Origin of the sequence: Aeromonas sp. QDB56, assembly GCF_027705505.1 — a bacterium.
Taxonomy (GTDB): domain Bacteria; phylum Pseudomonadota; class Gammaproteobacteria; order Enterobacterales; family Aeromonadaceae; genus Aeromonas; species Aeromonas caviae.
The window spans coordinates 1-15,220 of the sequence record NZ_JAPDBZ010000099.1; the positions used below are offsets into that span (position 1 = coordinate 1).

Below are 15,220 nucleotides of genomic sequence, written 5' to 3' on the forward strand. Positions count from 1 at the left end.
TCCAGCGAAGAGGTAATGGATTTCAAGTGTGACGAGCTGATTTTGGGAAAAAAAGATGCCGATTCAAGGGCGCTTACATGCGTGGAACGCGCCGGAAGTGCAGCAGCATAGGCAAGAGCAGGAGCGGGCCCGCCAAGTGAAGCGTGACAGGGATGGGCCGAGTCTTGGTGGTTGATGTTCCGGGGGGGGATGGCTTGCTTTCATCGTTTGATGGTTTGTTGTTGTGTTCAAATTAAATGGCGCTGCGACGGCGGATCAATCAGCGAGACTGGGGCGCGGCCGCGATGGAATTGCGTCGGTGGGTCTATGCAGGCGGGAAGCACCTTCCCGGGCTTGTTCTGCGGCGTGAAGTTGAGCAGTGCCTAATTAACGGCGGCTCATTGGTGACGCTCGCCGTCAAATCTTGACGCGACCGCATGAACGATCCTGTCCAGTGCCGACTTTACCTTATCCCGAATCCATTTGTTTCGAGAGATTACGGGCACTACACGAGGTGAAACAGCATAGTAAGCGGAGACAAGCAAACGGCCGAGAAAATGCGGCAATAGCGCCCTATCACGCCATTGTCTAAGCGTGTTTGTCTCAGGTGCGTCTAATCCGTATACCGCTGTGGCTATAAAGCAGTTGCTACTCGATGAAGATGGCTGCGACCGCTGTACCCCCTGGTTGTAACGCGGTTGTCTAGATGTGGAGGAGGGCTGAGACGTAGGCTGACTGCTACGTATCCTCTGAAGCACTGCTTGATTTGAAGTGGCAGGAGCGGCGGTCGAAGTTCGACCAGTTGCAGTTGGGGGAAATGGGGATGTCGTACGTGCGGAGACTGATCCAGTCTTGATACTGTCAAGTATTTCCTGGTTCGACGTCCTTGCTCCAGGGTTTGCTGATCTTGTTGACGATCCAGCGAGCCTGAACCTAGCTTCCTTCTCACTAATTAAGTGAAGCTGGCTACCTTGCGTAATGCTGATAGATAGATGGGAGTAATTGTATTTCCGGCTTACATACGGCGGCTCCATCAATCCAGTAACACTGACCCACTTTCCGACCCAACTCGCGGTCGGAGTCGTTGTAAGCGCACCCAGCCCTTCAGACCAGATGCTGATCTTTACGATGTGCCCTTGCCATGGGCCAAAATTGATAAACACATACGGTTTTCCGTGACGAGTCTTGTTTTGGTTGACCTCAATAACTTGGCCAATCAGCTCAACCTTGTCTCCAACGAATCCTGAGCAGAGAGAATAATTTGTTGCATCAAGAACAGGGAACGCTGACAAGTACTGCGCAACGATCTCTTGAGACTCTTGAGATGGTTTTGCAACGGTAATCGCGACCTGAGGAATGTTCCGTTTGGCAAGAAAATCCTCAAGGGTGGGGGTTTTGTCAAATGCCGACTTGCAGATCGCTGCGAAATTCTTCGCATCCTCTGCGAAATTTCCACGCCCAACGAGATCACTAAAGATTGACGACTGACTCGGATCGGCGAAATCGTTTGCCTTGAAGAGAATCGAGTCCCCGTCGGAGTGTGTTTTTGACCAGAGTTCAGGGTGTGACGCGAGTGCCCGAATCGCGAGATCGAGGCTAATGAAAGAGAACCGATCAAGTGTTGCGTTCCAAGAACTTGATGCACGCTTAGGGTGCTGAAAGTTCCGATGACCCAACTCTGAGCTGCCAAGGGTCTTTAGTTCTTCAACGAATATGCCGTCGTAGTCAATGAGCTGTACTTTGTTTCCAGCATCGGCAACCATAACATTCCCTGGCTGTACGTCTCCATGAGCCATTCCTTGGCTCTCAAGATATTTCGCGAGGGATTGAAGGGAAGCCCTAAGATTCAAAAGATTCGAAGAGCTTCTATGATTTCGCTCTAAAAATTCCCCTAATGTCGTGCCGGAAGCCCATGCCATTTTGACAATGGGAAAGGATTTCCCTGCTACCCGGACGCCTTGCGGCTGAAACTCAAAGTCAACGAAATATGGGGATCGCAGACTCTTCAGTCGGCTTGATATTGAGATGTAGCGCTTCTCAAGAGCATTCGATTGCTTGTGAAAACACCTGACGGCGTGCTTCTTGGTGCCGTTCTTGATTGTGTAGGTCAGGGCGAAGCCACCGCACAGTGCAAGGGGGAGACCAAGCCCGGTCGTTGCGATGCTGCCTAGCTTCAGCTCAGGGTCGGTGAGCGCAAGATGAGGATGCTGAAAGGCTTCATTGTATTGTTCAAGTGTGGGATAACTCATCAAGCACCATCCCATCAAATGCAATAGAAACTAACGTCACATCATCGATTCGCATGCGCCTTTGTTGGCGCTCACCAAGTACAATCGTTTGAAGTTGCGCTTCATCCGTAATCGACAGCAAAGTCGCCCATTGAGGCTCGCCGTTTTGAGCCATTTTGAGAGCCCATTCGCCAAGAGCATCAGTCATGCACAAGACAGCCGGGCGTTCTAACCCCTTAAAGATCCAAGTCTTGTGATGGCGAGAAAAAAAGTCAGAATCCTCAAAAAACCCATTGTGTAAAGGATTCGTACAAAAGAGCTCGGGGCGCTGCTGAAACTGTTGAGCATTCCCGTAAGGAAACGAGTCGATCAACTCTCCATTAGAGAGCAGCACTGCAAGACTGTCCCCGACGCTAATTATGTCGACTGCCGAATGGGAGGGTAACATTTCCAAACCCAACAGAGTAGCGAAACTTCCGCGTTCAAAGGCTGCGTGTTTAGACCAACTGAGTGTTGAGAGATCGTAGCTCGCGGCGTATAGGCGGAGGACCTCTGACAGCCAGTCTGAACTTAGGCCGGGAGATCGGGCAAAGTTCTTGACCAGCAATTGCGCCCAAGTCTTTGAATCAAACGACTCTGATGCACCATCACTGATCGCAAGCCGGCCCTCAGAATGGGCGATCTCAACTGCATCCTCAGTTGATTCAGGGTATTTGAGATCTTTGGGCACCTGTCCGCAAAAGACAACCCTCATTAGCTTGTCACTTAACGCAATTGCGATGCACGAGTGCCGATGTCGAAGAAATCGACAATTTGTACAGCATCAGCGTTAAACATAAATCCTCGGGATTCCATGCCAACCTTAAACCCCTTTTCCTGTGCGAAGCGAATCAGGTGCTCAGGCAATTGGCTGGACATCCTGAAAAGCAACTTTGCGTAATTATCCGGCAATGTGTTTTCTGAGGCTGGAAACTCGATAGGATCGGCCCCGGAAGTGCTGACATGCAAGTTGAACAACAAGACTGCGCCGTCGTTTGTCTGAATCTGCCGCAATTGAGAGGCTAACTGCTCTGGGTCACCATCGGTGGATTCGCCATCGGTGATATGAAGAACTGTGGGGGGGTAGCAGTCTGAATGCGCATCGCACCAGGCAACAAGCTCCTCCGCCGCTTTAGTTACCGCTTGGCACATTGGTGTGCCGCCGCTGGCGTGCGGCTCAAACCACACCGGGAACTTAATTGACTGCTCCAAAACACCGCCAGCGCCGTCATCAACTTTCTTTTTGCGTTCCTCAATCTTTAGGGGTGATGCCTCGATCGCTGAGATGGGGTTCAGGATCGCGCCGCCGAGTGCCCCTTGAAATCCGTTGTAAGCGCCATTGCCGCCGTATCCGATGACGCCAATCTCGAAATAGTTTCGAGTGCCCTCAGACTTGGTGCAACGTGTAATCAGCGTCGCGAGGGTTCGGTTAAGCACATCAGCCACCTGCTCAGCCTTAGAGCGCCCGGACGACATCTTGTCGTTCATCGAACCTGATTGGTCGACGAGAAAGAGAAAAGCGGTTGGATTGCTTCGACTGATTTCGGCGGTATATGGCATAAATCTTCCTTTCCCTCTTGAATTAGGTTTGAACTGTCACCGTCGTGACAATTCGTGCGCGTCTATGGCCTCAGTCTTCTTTGCTTCGACCCAGCGGTTGATGTCCTGTCTCATAAAGCGCCACGCTCCTGCTACCTTGAATCCAGGCAACTCCCGTTTCTGTGCGAGCCTGTAGATCGTCTTTTCTGTGACATTCAACAGCAATGCAACGTCGCGAACAGTGAGTGCTTGGTCTGGCTCGTCGGTCATAGCCTCTCCAGAGTCAGTTGACGGTAGCATAGTAAAGCAAAACAGGGCAAAATAGTCTAAGCACGTACAGGATTTAGCAGTCAGCAGATGAAGAGCTATCGCACGCCATCGAACGGCTTCGGGGTCAGTTGGGGCGTCCCGGGGCTACGGGTCGGCCGCAGTCAGTACGGCACGTGGTGGATCTCGATAGGTTTGCCCTTCGGGTTTCGGATCACGAAGCGACTTGGTCGAATGCGTGATCCTCTTCCGACGCCACTACCGGCTCAGCCTATGCCCAGCATTGCTGGGCAGTCGGGGGCACCCGCCAGCAGCGGAGCCCAGTCTGTACCAGCTGCCGTACCAAGTAAGAATCAGGAAATTCTTGAGCGCATGCGGCGGCGTCCTTGATTTTTGCTAATTTTGAATCACGATAGCACCACCATGTGATTGGTGGTCAGGCCGCTCCACCGCGAGAAATCGACCACCCGGACGACAACGCTTCTGCTTGCTGCAATACCGTTTGCACCGCCGTGTCCTGAAGGTCGGGCGGGTAGCCGTACTTGCGCAGGATGCGCTTCACCAGCACCCGCATACGTGCGCGGGCAGAGTCCCGGTGGGCCCAGTCAACCGACACGTTTTCACGCAGGCTCATCAGTACCTCGGCGGTGGTGATGGCGTTGGCGTGGTAGCGCGCCAACGTGTCCTCAAATCGCTCCTAGAAAGCCGTGGTCTGCACCATGTTGGCCTTGCTTCGCGAGCGAATGCCGTCGTTGATCAACTTGCGCAGGGCCTCTAGTGCAAGGTTCTTCTTCTCCATCTGCTGAACTTCGGCGAGGAATTCGTCCGAAAGGATGGAGATGCCGGGGCTCTTGATGCCCGCAGCGGCCAGAATGTCAACAATCTGTGGTCGAGACTACTGTACGGCTGCCTGCACTGGCAGTCTGCCGGATCATGTCGCCGCGCGAAAGGTACGGGGTTCGCCTGCTGGATGATCTGGAGGTAATCCCCCCGGAAAATAATGGTGATCAGAAGTAGAATTTTCTCGACTGGAGGGAGTTCTAGCAAATGAAGAAATCAAGGTTTTCGGACAGCCAGATCATTGCGGTGTTGAAGCAGGCGGAGGCTGGCAAGCCGGTGCCGGAGCTGTGCCGGGAGCACGGCATCAGCTCGGCGACGTTCTACAAGTGGCGAGCCAAGTTTGGCGGCATGGAATACATTTTGGAGATGGCATGAAATGTCCTTGCTGTGGCGCAGCCGAACTCATTCACGACACCCGCGATCTGTCTTTCACCATCGAGGATAAAACGGTCGTCGTTCAAGCTGTAACGGGGGATTTCTGCCCCGCCTGTGCCGAGTCAATCTTGGATGTGGCGGAATCGAACCGTGTAATGCGAGAAATGGCCTCCATTGCACGGCAGGAAAAGACCATGAAATGACGCAGATCAGCATTTCTGAGGCGGCCAAACTGGTTGGCCGCAACCGCAAGACGTTGTACCGCGCCATCAAAGAGGGGCGACTCAGCGCGACACAAAACGCGACAGGGGGGGCGACAGGTCGATATTGCCGAGCTGACAAGGGTTTTCGGCGCTTTTCCTGTGGCATGCCACAGTGGCGCGACAGGGGCAATGCCACAAGACGCGACACCAAATGCCACAGATGCCACAGCCTACCTAAAGGCAAAAATCGCTGCCTTAGAGGCTGAAAACACCCAGCTTCGTGAACGGATTGAGGACAAGGAAAAGCACATCGAGGACATGCGCAATACTGTCCGGCTACTGGAGCATCGCCCCTCCAAAAAATGGCGCTGGTGGCCGTGTGGCAATGCCGAATAATTCAAAGCGATTTGTGGAGAAGGCTTGCTACCGATAGACCTCGCGTCGGTTTCTATCGCCGCAGGCGCAACTGGTACTTCGCCTCACATCCGAATGACAGACTGGAACCAGCTGATGTTGTCAGGATGGGCTGGATTATGAACTTGCCTCGCTTACGTGACAGACTAATTCACAGACTTAGCCTACCGAGTAGCTGCCTGCCAGCATTCGCCAAGTTCAAGGAGAGCACCATGCCAAAAGTTGAAACCCATGTACTGTCCGCTGACGACAAAGAACAGCCGTTTGCGCTGCATGTGCCAAATGCAGAAACACGCGCGGCGATGGCCGAGGCCGATGAAATTGCTCGCGCACATCGTGCTCGCTTTGCCACCGCCGACGAACTCTTCGATGCTCTTGAAAAATCAGCCGCAAGTAATGTTCGTTCAGAAGAAGACGCAGGTTCATAATCCTTCCCGATTTTTGACGTGGTTTTGTGAGTGTTTCAGCGTGTCCAGAAAACGGTGGTTTTCTGGACATGGCGGCAGGGCATCGTTTTTCATGGCCGGATGTGACCTTGCACGTTAATATTGCCGTTAGTTTATCTATGTCCCGGTACTGTGCATGAATCAACGCATTGGCTACGCCCGTGTTTCTACGGACGACCAGCACCTAGACCTGCAACGGGACGCGCTCCAGCAGGCCGGGTGCTCGACCATCTACGAGGAAGCGGCCAGCGGCAAGAGCACGGCACGCCCGGAGCTTGAGCAGTGCCGGAAGGCGCTCCGGGCTGGGGATACCCTCGTGGTGTGGCGGCTGGATCGACTCGGGCGCAGCCTGCCCGATCTGGTGCAGATCGTGGCCGACCTTGAGCAGCGCGGCGTCCATTTCGAGAGCCTGACCGAAAAGATCGAGACGGGCAGCGCATCGGGCAAGCTGCAATTCCATGTGTTCGCGGCGCTGGCCGAGTTCGAGCGCGGTTTAATCCGTGAGCGGACGCAGGCCGGGCTGGCAGCAGCCCGTGCCCGAGGCCGGGCCGGTGGCCGCAAACCCAAGTTGGATGAAAAGCAGGTGCGCGAGATCAAGGCGCTTTTGCGCGATCCCGACATTCAGGTGGCGGACGTGGCGCGGCGCTATGGCGTGTCCCGAACCACCCTATACAAGCATGTCGGGGCCGTCGCTCCAAGGGGGGCGCGTCGATGACCAGAAAAGAAAAAACCCGCCAACGTGGGCGGGTTTCTTCGTACTATCGTATGTCCTCGGGGGGAGGCTTGCGCCCGCTAGTCCCGTGGCTAGTGACTCAAATATAAGGCTTCCGGGCGGGTATGTCAAACAACCAGAAAACGACCATTAATGCAGTACGGGCCGCGTTGTCAGCGGCTCGCATGGGAACCTTCGAGGCCGCAGCCGGGGTGCAGTCGGATGATGACCCTGCCGCCCTGCTGCTCTACGCATGGAATGCCGAGGTATCGGGCGCGTTTCTGGCCCCGCTGCATGTGTGTGAAGTTGTCATCCGAAACGCTGTTTCTGATGCGCTGGAAGCCCTCTATGGGCCGCGCTGGCCGTGGTCGGCAACATTCGAGCGCAGCTTGCCCGATCCCATGCAAGGCTACAGCCCGCGCCGTGACCTGCAAAGTGCCAGACGGGCAGCGCAGACCACGGGCAAGGTAATCCCGGAATTGAAGTTCGTTTTCTGGCAGAAGATGTTCACAGGCCGTTACGACACCCGAATTTGGGATCAGCACCTGCGGCGTGTCCTGCCGAACCTTGACCCGGCCAAGCCCGTTGCCACTCTGCGGCAAGCGATCTATGGCGATTTGGAGCGCGTGCGCCTGCTGCGGAACCGCATAGCGCACCACGAGCCGATCTTTGCACGAGCGTTAGCAGATGACTATCAGACGGTATTGATGCTGGTCACGTACCGCTGCACGGTCACAGCCGCTTGGATGGATAGCAATCAGACCGCCACGGCCATCATTGCCGCCAAGCCCTAAGCCCTAAGCCCTAAGCCCTAAGCCCTAAGCCCTAAGCCCTCCCCTGCCCCGCCACCGAACCCCGCCGCGTGCGGGGTTTTTTATGCCTGCGGCAAGCATTGACAAGCATCCTTTTTTCACTACAATAGCAACTGTTTTTAATATTAAATTGAGGTGGCAAGACGATGATTATCACCGTTGGAAACACAAAGGGCGGCGTGGGAAAAACGACCATCGCCGTGAATCTGGCAATCGCTCGCGCATTGGCCGGGCGTGACGTGTGGCTGATCGACGGCGACCGGCAGGGCACGGCGCAGACGGCAATCAGCATCCGTGCCGAGGCCGGGCACACGCCGGGCATTGCCTGTGCGACCTACCCGGACGGCCCGACCCTGCGGGCACAGGTGCAGCAGCAAGCGGCCAAGTTCGATGACGTGGTGATCGACGCAGGCGGGCGCGACTCGACCGCGCTACGCGCAGCCCTCGTGCTGTCTGACGTGCTGCTGGTGCCGTTCCAGCCGCGCAGCTATGACGTGTGGGCGCTCAACGACATTGCGGCGCTGGTCGATGAGGCCCGCAGTGTGCGCGACGGTTTGCGCTGCTTTGCTGTCCTCAACTGCGCCGATCCGGGCGAGCACTCCACCGACAACGCCGAGGCCGCCGCCGCCGTGGCCGAGGTGCCCCAGTTCGAGTACCTGCCGACCCCGCTACGCCGCCGCAAGGCGTTCGCCAATGCGGCAGGCGCTGGCCTGTCTGTCCTCGAACTCAAGCCGCAAGACAGCAAAGCAAGCGCGGAACTTGATGCACTTATCAGCGCATTGTTTTAATATCAAATCAATATGCTTTAAGTGTGGAGATAGATTGAATGGCGATTACAAAGAAACCGACGAAACCCGCGCAAGACGCTACCGCAGCGGCGGCGGATGCCTTCATTTCCGGTGCGCCGGATGCTGCCGCAGCCACCCCGGAAGCTCCGCGCCGGGTGCGCAAGGGCCGCAAGGTGCAAATCACGCTGACCATTACCGAGCCGCTGCTGGATCGTGTCGATGAACTGGCGAGCCAGATTGGGCAGAGCAGGGCGGCTGTCATCAATCTGGCTGTGATGCAGATGCTCCAGAGCGGGCTGCGCATCGAGGGCGAGGAACGATAAAGAGGGGAGGGGGCTATGGCCGCCAACGATCAAGAGATTTGGGTATCAGCGTTCGATGTTCTCATCGCCCAGCTTGATGAAGCTCTCATTGAGTTGCGCCGGTCGCTTGCCAGCGTAGCCATAGAGCACGGTGTCGATAGCCCACAGGTTGCGGGAGTCCGGGCGCAGATCGACGAAGCCACCGCGAAGCGCGAGAAGGCGCAGGCCGAGCGGCAGCGCGTCATGGCCCAGCTTGCCGCCGGTGTGTCTGTTGCCGTCACTACCGAAAAGCCCAAGGCGACACCCAAGTGCAAACAGCCGGGCATCCTGACACAATCCGACCTCAAGCTGATTGAGGCATCGGCGGAGATCATGAGCACGCCGCCCGATGGTGAGGACATGGCCTTTACCCATTCGGTGCTGTGCCAAGTCGGCCTGCCGCGCTCCAAATTCGATGGCCGCGAGTTCATGCGCCAATCCGGCGCAGCTTGGATCAACGTGCAGGCGGGGTGGCTGGATGAGGGCAAGGGGCCTGTGCAGCAGCCCGTCCCCTATGGCCCTTTGCCACGCTTGGCGCTGGCGTGGATCTCCACGCAGGCCGTGCGAACCAAAGACCGCGAAATTGCCATCGGCAGCAGCGCAAGCGAGTTTCTGCGACTGTTGGGTAAGCCCACCACTGGCGGGGTGCGCGGATCGTTCACCACTCTGCGGAAGCAGATGCACGCCCTTGCAGCCTGCCGCCTGCAACTAGGCTTCAAGGGTCGCACGTTCAACGGGCAGCCGGTGGAGCAGTTCGACGCTTGGCTGGCGAACAGGGAAACGGGCCAGCAGGCGCTTTGGCCGGGCCTGTTGGTGTTGTCTGATGGTTACTTCAACTCACTGGTAGAGAACGCCGTCCCGCTCGATAACCGCGCCCTCATGGCTTTGTCTGATTCCGCGCTGGCTTTGGACGTGTACACATGGCTTGCCCACCGGCTACATCGCATTGAGGGGCGAGGCGTCACCCTTCACTGGAAGGCCATCCGCGAACAGTTCGCGCAGGAGTACAAGGGGAAAGACCCCGACAAGGACTTCAAAAAGGAGTTTGTGCCCGCGCTCAAGAAGGTGTTAGCCGTCTATCCGCAGGCCAAGGTCAAGCCCGTCACGGGCGGCGTGCTGCTGCTGGGGTCGCCCCCCCCCATCGCATACAAGGGCTGAGGGGCCGGGGTGGGGATAAACCCTGTGGATGAAGCAAGTTATCCACGCTGAATCGCCCCCCCCTTTTCACGCTGAATCGCCCCCCCCCTTGTGCCGAAAACCACGCTGAATCGCCCCCCCTTTTCACGCTGAATCGCCCCCCCCCTAAACCGGTACGGTTATGCCTTTAATGTTTTAACCTATAAATATTTACCGATAATTGGCTGCGCCTATCGGTGGATAACTCAAGCCACCACGCAAAATCGGCGCTGAAAGCGGCCTAAAGGCCGGGGCACCCCTGCGGGGTTCCCCCACCCTTCGGGCGGCTCCCCCTCCGGCTGAAAATGTGGCCGCAAGCGGCCAGCCGTTCACCAAGCGCGGACAAGCCGCGCACGCAGCCCCACCGCCTCAGCCTGGACAAACAGCAGTTGGCACCCAAAGGCCGCAAAAGCGGTTTTTCAGAAAGGCAGGCCAACGGCCAGCACTCCGAATCCGAACAAGCCCCGAGACTGGCCGACACTCTCCCATCCCCCCCGCCCCTTCCCGCTGGGAAGGGGAGCACTGCATTGCACGTGGGGGCTAGCCGGGAGGATGTGCGCCTTCGGCTTCTTCCTCCCGTCTGCCGATAGGCTTGGGTCGTTCCAAGGGCGTCAAGGGCCGGGCCTGCGGCCCTCTCCGGGGCGGCCCGTGTCCTCGCTTCGCTGCGGGCCGCGCCAGCCGCCCCTACGACCCTTGACCCCCTTTCCACTTGGGGTCGATTCAGAAAACGGAATTTAAAGCACGCTAAGGAATGCTCGATCCAGCAACGGCGCGGCTTTGCGTGTGGCGTCTGCCGCTGGAAGCGGCGTTTCGGCTGTTCTCGAAACTCGGCAGTCTCGGCGGCTCGATTCGAGAGCGGTTTTCGAGAACGGGACGGACAAGGCCAGCACTGGCGCGGCCCGCATTCTCACGGTGGCTTCTTGAAAATGATCGTTTGCGAGAGCGGTGGCCATGCCAATGGCTTAACGTGCTTTATTTTCCGTTTTCTGAGACGTCCCCTCGATCAACCCCGAGAACGGGAATTACCATCTTGGCTATTTGCTAGCCGCGCCCGTGGCACGTACCAATGCGGCTAGGCTAAAGCCGTTGCGCTATCTGGCGGCCATAGAACACGTTTTGGCGCATCGGCTGGGTGCTGACGTTGGGTATGTTGGCCTTATCACCAAAAACCCCGTACACAGCGATTGGTGGACGGTATGGCACGGCATTGAGCCCTATTCCCTCGACTACCTCGCGGAGTTCTGCCCAGATGCCGATATGGCGGCCTATAACCGCCGCAGCCGCAAAGAGGCGAGCGGGCTGGGGCGTAACGTCACCCTGTTCGATAACGTGCGGGAGTGGGCTTACAGCGCTGTCAGAGAGTATTGGCGACCCAATGGGTACGACGCTTGGGCCGAAGCCGTCCGCGCTACCTGTGATAGCGCCAATGCATTTGGGTTGGAGCAGGGCGGCCCGTTGCCGCACAGCGAGCTCAAAGCCACGGCCAAGAGCATCGCCCGTTGGGTATGGCGACACTTCACTCCGGCCAAGTTCAGCTCCGTCCAGGCGGCCAGAGGCGCTAAGGGGGGGCGCATTGGTGGCAAGGTGTCCAAGCGCCCAACGAAGGGCGGCAAGGCCCGTGCAGAGCTGTTGCCGGAGGTGTTGCGCCTCAAGGCGCAAGGCTACAGCAACCGCGACATAGCCGAGGATCTGCAAATCTCAGCGGGCAGTGTGTCCAACTACCTCCGTCGTGATCGTGAGTGATCAAATAAAGCCATATCAGATAACAGCGCCCGTTAGGGCGTCTTTGTCTGATATGGCTTGTCCTTAGAGAGCGGATCTTGGCGAGGTGGGCACACGCCCGAACCGGAGGCCGTCCAGCAGACCGCTTGCGGGCTGTGGGCGGGGGCGTTGTCCACGGAGCGGTCTTTGTTCTGGCGGGGTTTCCGGTTCAGCGGCTGCTCAGATCGATCTCGATGCGCCGAAAGCCGATGCCGTTGGCGGTGTTGGCGGCGGCGTCGATGCTCTTGAATACGCGCCAGCCCCCCCGTTGTCGTTCCAGGACAATGGTCTCGCTCTGTTTACCGAACTTCACCAGGTGCAAATGGTAGCCAGCCCCCATCGGGGTCGGGGCGATCAGGGCCTTGGCAAACCCGCCCTGGTCGAACGTCCACTTCGCTTGCAGCTCTTCCATATCAATATCCAGTTATGAAACATCAAAAAGTAAAAATGATGCTAGCACGGACGCGCTCACGCTGGCGACCAGCGGATTCGTCGCAAGGTGTCGTGGTCAGCGCAGGTAGGTGTCGGTGATCTCGGGCCGAAAATGCCCGAGTTCCTGTGACACCACCTCCTTGGCCGCCTCTTGTGACAGCCGTAGCGTCTGTAGTTCCATCACGCGATCCTGGGCGTAGCTGTGGCGCAACCCATGCCCTCCCTTAGACCAGCCGAGCACCGTGGTGGAGGCGCGGGAAAACGCATTACTCCAGGGTTGGCCACCGCCAATGGCGTAATGCTGTTGGTAGTGAATGCCGCGATCGGTCACCTGCCGGGCCGCATCGAGGCGGCACTGCTCCAGGCGAGCCGCCAGTGGTGAGGGGAGCTGTATCTCGCGGGTGAGCCCCCCTTTGCCGATCACCACATAGCGTTCCCCCGGCCGCCCCGCAAATTTTTCGTCACGAGCGGGTCGCAGGTCAGGCGCTTGCTCGTCGCGCCGTTGCAGTGTCAGCAACTCGTGCGCCCTGAGCCCGGCGGTATACGCGATCTCGGTCGCCAGCGCATTATGAGGGGTCATGCGGGCGCAGATCAGCGCCACCTGTTGCGGGCTGTAGGCGCGTGGCGTCAAGACTTGCGGCGTATCGGATTTGGTGACGGGCAGCCGCTCACCGGCGGCCAGACGGCCCGTCACATGGGTCAGCATGGCCTGGATCGCCTGCCTTTCCATATCGAGGGTTTTCTGGCCGACAGCCTGGGCACGTTCTGACAGGTACGTCTTGGCCTGTTCGACGGTCAGGCCGCGCAGGCCGTCAGGGAGCTTGTTGGTTTGGGTCCATTCGGTGACGCGGGTGAGGCACTGTTCGTAGTTCCTGACGGTCCCCACCGATTTGAGGTGGGAGCCCTGCAACTCGCGCATCACACTGGCGGCCTGTTTGGCGGGGGAGCGAAACACGGCCATCTCACGCCTCCTGCCAGAGCGGGTGGGTTTTGGCCTGTTTGAGCCAGCGGCTGACGGTGGAGTGGGCGACGGTGATGCCGCGTTCGGCCAGCCAGCGTTGCAGCTCGGCGGTGCTGTGGTGCTGTTGATGGAGGGTCAGCAGCTCGCCCCGGTAGCGTTCCAGGCTAGAGCGTACAAACCGCCGCTGGCGGCACGGGTCGTCAGGTAGGGACATGGTGAATCTCCGGTATGTAAGAACAACACCGCCGCTGACGGCAGGGGCCGTCAGGTCGGGGTATGGCAGGTTTCCGGGTTGTAAGAACGCCTGCATGAATACATGCAGTGACCGGAATTGCTCCCGACCTCGCCCCTGTTTGTCCTTGGTGGACAGGCTCGGACTGATCTCGCCTAGTCATGCCCTGACTCGGGATGGTGCTGCTGGCGGTGACATGAAGGGGGAAGCCCCTAACGAAACGCATGACACTGCACAAACCCACACCATTACCAGTTTTTGTCTCGGTACCCGACAGCTCGCGGTTTGAGTGGTGAGCCCACTGCTCACTGGTTACGAGTTGAGCCTCTCGCGTCATTTGAGTGGTTGACGACCCACGAGCGGTTGTTATCGCGCTGTGCTCAGGCACGTGCCGCGTTAACGTCTTGGCACTGACGCCGATTTTTTTCGTTGTTCGGCAACGCACTCTATCCCGCCAACTCTTCGCCGTTGGGATGTCACAGTCCGGTTATGGCGGTCTGCCGCGCTCTGTGCCCCACACCTGGTTCCCTATCGGTTACCCGTGCTGGTTTCACTATCGAGTGGCGCAGTGCCCGCGTAACCCCTCGGCAACTCCCCTGCGTACAGGTCGGTCCCTCGATGGTGAGTCGCGTCAATGGGGCTTTGGCCTCATGGCGCGATGATCACAAGTTACGATTGGGTGAGGCTCCAAACTACTCCGAATTGTCGCCGCGGTCAATGTGCGTCCAGCTCACCAGTCAAAAGGGCACAAAGTGAGGCCCCCCGCTATGTAGAGCGCGTTTTTAGCGCGGTACATAGCGGGGGAGCAAGGGAAATTGCGTTTGCGTTACGGTGACAATAATGATGAGATATTCTCGTTACTGTAACGAGATAGTTGATGGGAGATGGCAATGAGCGACGAGCAAGCTGGAGATAAAAAGCCACGGGGGCGTCCTCGCTCTGGTACCGCCATGAGCGGAGCCGAACGGCAGGCTGCGTATCGCAACCGCAGGCGGCAGAGCTTCATTAGGCTGGAGTTGGACCATGGGGATTTTGCAGGGCTGATCGAGATCGTGCGAGAGGTTGCGGCTCGCCCATCACCCAGAGTGATCGCGACGCAGAAGGAATCCAATGCGCACATGGCGAAGCAGTTCCTTTCGCAGTTTGAATCACGTTTTGCCGAGTTTGTTGCGACCAAGGGGTACCACATATCTCCTTATGACTTCGACGAATACGACGATTTGTACCCCCCTCGCCCGGACTGATGCCCTGTTGGTTGACGCGATTCAGGATAGCAACTCAAACACCATCAAAATTAAAATTTGATTAATCAAATTAGCGTATTGATGCGCGGTGGTGAACAAAGCATGCCCTCGATGTCTGCGTACGACATTGGGACTGCACCAGAGATCACCGTAACTCGAACGATCATCGGAAAGTGCGAGAAATCGGCGGTAGGTGGCCTCGATGTGGCGAAACCGGATCGGCTCACCAGGGCCGGTATTTTTCCCGCCAAACCGTCACAAACTTTCAGCCGCGATCCGGCCAGAACGAGCCGGGATAACGGCCTGTTTACCGCGCTGGCGGGCCGCAACGGGGCGAACGGCCCGTTTTCCCTGGTGAAAATGCCAATTGAACATAATGGCGATTATGCGCGGCGGTTTTTGGGCCGCTCCTGCTCTGTTTTGCGATCCCC

Annotated in this window: 21 protein-coding genes and 1 pseudogene; 13 read left to right on the forward strand and 9 right to left on the reverse strand. The window is 57.7% G+C overall.

Annotation, left to right across the window (positions count from 1 at the left end):
* Nucleotides 1-236: 236 nt before the first annotated feature.
* Nucleotides 237-407, forward strand: a complete 171-nt coding sequence (locus OKB81_RS20870; protein WP_442865705.1) for a glycoside hydrolase family protein — start codon at nt 237-239, stop codon at nt 405-407.
* On the opposite strand, the gene OKB81_RS14550 is transcribed toward OKB81_RS20870, so the two are convergent.
* The 6 genes from OKB81_RS14550 to OKB81_RS14575 all read right to left on the reverse strand — a co-directional run bounded on the left by OKB81_RS14550 (nt 378) and on the right by OKB81_RS14575 (nt 4,935).
* On the reverse strand, nt 378-2,228 hold the full coding sequence (locus tag OKB81_RS14550) for a CFI-box-CTERM domain-containing protein (protein ID WP_270668100.1): 1,851 nt from the start codon (nt 2,226-2,228) through the stop codon (nt 378-380). The two genes, OKB81_RS20870 and OKB81_RS14550, sit on opposite strands and share 30 nt — an antisense overlap.
* Entirely contained in the window at nt 2,209-2,961 is a 753-nt protein-coding gene (locus OKB81_RS14555) for a hypothetical protein (protein WP_270668101.1), read from the reverse strand. Before OKB81_RS14555 ends, OKB81_RS14550 begins: the two co-directional genes overlap by 20 nt.
* Before the next feature lie 11 nt (nt 2,962-2,972).
* Nucleotides 2,973-3,806, reverse strand: a complete 834-nt coding sequence (locus OKB81_RS14560; RefSeq protein WP_270668102.1) for a vWA domain-containing protein — start codon at nt 3,804-3,806, stop codon at nt 2,973-2,975.
* 36 nt (nt 3,807-3,842) lie between these two features.
* Nucleotides 3,843-4,055: a helix-turn-helix domain-containing protein gene (locus tag OKB81_RS14565; RefSeq protein WP_270668103.1), complete on the reverse strand. Its 213-nt coding sequence runs from the start codon at nt 4,053-4,055 to the stop codon at nt 3,843-3,845.
* A 433-nt stretch (nt 4,056-4,488) separates the two neighbouring features.
* Complete coding sequence (locus tag OKB81_RS14570; protein ID WP_270668104.1) at nt 4,489-4,731, reverse strand: type I restriction enzyme endonuclease domain-containing protein; 243 nt, start codon at nt 4,729-4,731, stop codon at nt 4,489-4,491.
* 18 nt (nt 4,732-4,749) lie between these two features.
* Entirely contained in the window at nt 4,750-4,935 is a 186-nt protein-coding gene (locus OKB81_RS14575; RefSeq protein ID WP_333563080.1) for a type I restriction enzyme endonuclease domain-containing protein, read from the reverse strand.
* A 164-nt stretch (nt 4,936-5,099) separates the two neighbouring features.
* Between OKB81_RS14575 and OKB81_RS14580 the strand changes: the two are divergent.
* The 10 genes and pseudogenes from OKB81_RS14580 to OKB81_RS14625 form a co-directional block, all read left to right on the forward strand.
* A pseudogene (locus OKB81_RS14580) lies at nt 5,100-5,246 on the forward strand (transposase); the annotation flags it as partial.
* A gap of 17 nt (nt 5,247-5,263) precedes the next feature.
* The gene (locus OKB81_RS14585; protein ID WP_270668105.1) at nt 5,264-5,470 is read left to right on the forward strand and encodes a type II toxin-antitoxin system MqsA family antitoxin; all 207 of its coding nucleotides are present in this window, start codon (nt 5,264-5,266) and stop codon (nt 5,468-5,470) included.
* Between the two features lie 189 nt (nt 5,471-5,659).
* Entirely contained in the window at nt 5,660-5,866 is a 207-nt protein-coding gene (locus tag OKB81_RS14590) for a hypothetical protein (protein WP_270668106.1), read from the forward strand.
* 230 nt (nt 5,867-6,096) lie between these two features.
* The gene (locus OKB81_RS14595; RefSeq protein ID WP_270668107.1) at nt 6,097-6,312 is read left to right on the forward strand and encodes a hypothetical protein; all 216 of its coding nucleotides are present in this window, start codon (nt 6,097-6,099) and stop codon (nt 6,310-6,312) included.
* Between the two features lie 154 nt (nt 6,313-6,466).
* Nucleotides 6,467-7,045, forward strand: coding sequence for a recombinase family protein (locus tag OKB81_RS14600; RefSeq protein WP_209228845.1), 579 nt, complete (start codon nt 6,467-6,469; stop codon nt 7,043-7,045).
* 122 nt (nt 7,046-7,167) lie between these two features.
* On the forward strand, nt 7,168-7,836 hold the full coding sequence (locus OKB81_RS14605) for a hypothetical protein (protein WP_209228844.1): 669 nt from the start codon (nt 7,168-7,170) through the stop codon (nt 7,834-7,836).
* Between the two features lie 164 nt (nt 7,837-8,000).
* Nucleotides 8,001-8,642, forward strand: a complete 642-nt coding sequence (locus tag OKB81_RS14610) for an AAA family ATPase (RefSeq protein WP_270668109.1) — start codon at nt 8,001-8,003, stop codon at nt 8,640-8,642.
* 38 nt (nt 8,643-8,680) lie between these two features.
* Nucleotides 8,681-8,965: a hypothetical protein gene (locus OKB81_RS14615; protein WP_270668110.1), complete on the forward strand. Its 285-nt coding sequence runs from the start codon at nt 8,681-8,683 to the stop codon at nt 8,963-8,965.
* Between the two features lie 15 nt (nt 8,966-8,980).
* The gene (locus OKB81_RS14620; RefSeq protein WP_270668111.1) at nt 8,981-10,141 is read left to right on the forward strand and encodes a replication protein RepA; all 1,161 of its coding nucleotides are present in this window, start codon (nt 8,981-8,983) and stop codon (nt 10,139-10,141) included.
* A gap of 1,020 nt (nt 10,142-11,161) precedes the next feature.
* Nucleotides 11,162-11,902, forward strand: a complete 741-nt coding sequence (locus OKB81_RS14625) for a replication initiation protein (RefSeq protein ID WP_270805293.1) — start codon at nt 11,162-11,164, stop codon at nt 11,900-11,902.
* A 187-nt stretch (nt 11,903-12,089) separates the two neighbouring features.
* Here OKB81_RS14625 and OKB81_RS14630 read toward each other — a convergent pair whose 3' ends face one another.
* The 3 genes from OKB81_RS14630 to OKB81_RS14640 all read right to left on the reverse strand — a co-directional run bounded on the left by OKB81_RS14630 (nt 12,090) and on the right by OKB81_RS14640 (nt 13,527).
* Complete coding sequence (locus OKB81_RS14630) at nt 12,090-12,332, reverse strand: plasmid replication protein RepB (RefSeq protein ID WP_103859311.1); 243 nt, start codon at nt 12,330-12,332, stop codon at nt 12,090-12,092.
* Between the two features lie 96 nt (nt 12,333-12,428).
* Nucleotides 12,429-13,313 carry a site-specific integrase gene (locus OKB81_RS14635; protein ID WP_270805291.1) on the reverse strand — a complete coding sequence of 295 codons (885 nt, stop codon included), beginning with the start codon at nt 13,311-13,313 and terminating at the stop codon, nt 12,429-12,431.
* Nucleotide 13,314: 1 nt separating this feature from the next.
* Nucleotides 13,315-13,527: a hypothetical protein gene (locus OKB81_RS14640; protein WP_128274205.1), complete on the reverse strand. Its 213-nt coding sequence runs from the start codon at nt 13,525-13,527 to the stop codon at nt 13,315-13,317.
* Nucleotides 13,528-14,435: 908 nt separating this feature from the next.
* Here OKB81_RS14640 and OKB81_RS14645 point away from each other — a divergent pair.
* The gene (locus OKB81_RS14645; protein WP_128274203.1) at nt 14,436-14,789 is read left to right on the forward strand and encodes a hypothetical protein; all 354 of its coding nucleotides are present in this window, start codon (nt 14,436-14,438) and stop codon (nt 14,787-14,789) included.
* A 57-nt stretch (nt 14,790-14,846) separates the two neighbouring features.
* Nucleotides 14,847-15,220 (forward strand): hypothetical protein (locus OKB81_RS14650; protein WP_270805292.1); only part of this gene is annotated, 374 nt, incomplete at its 3' end.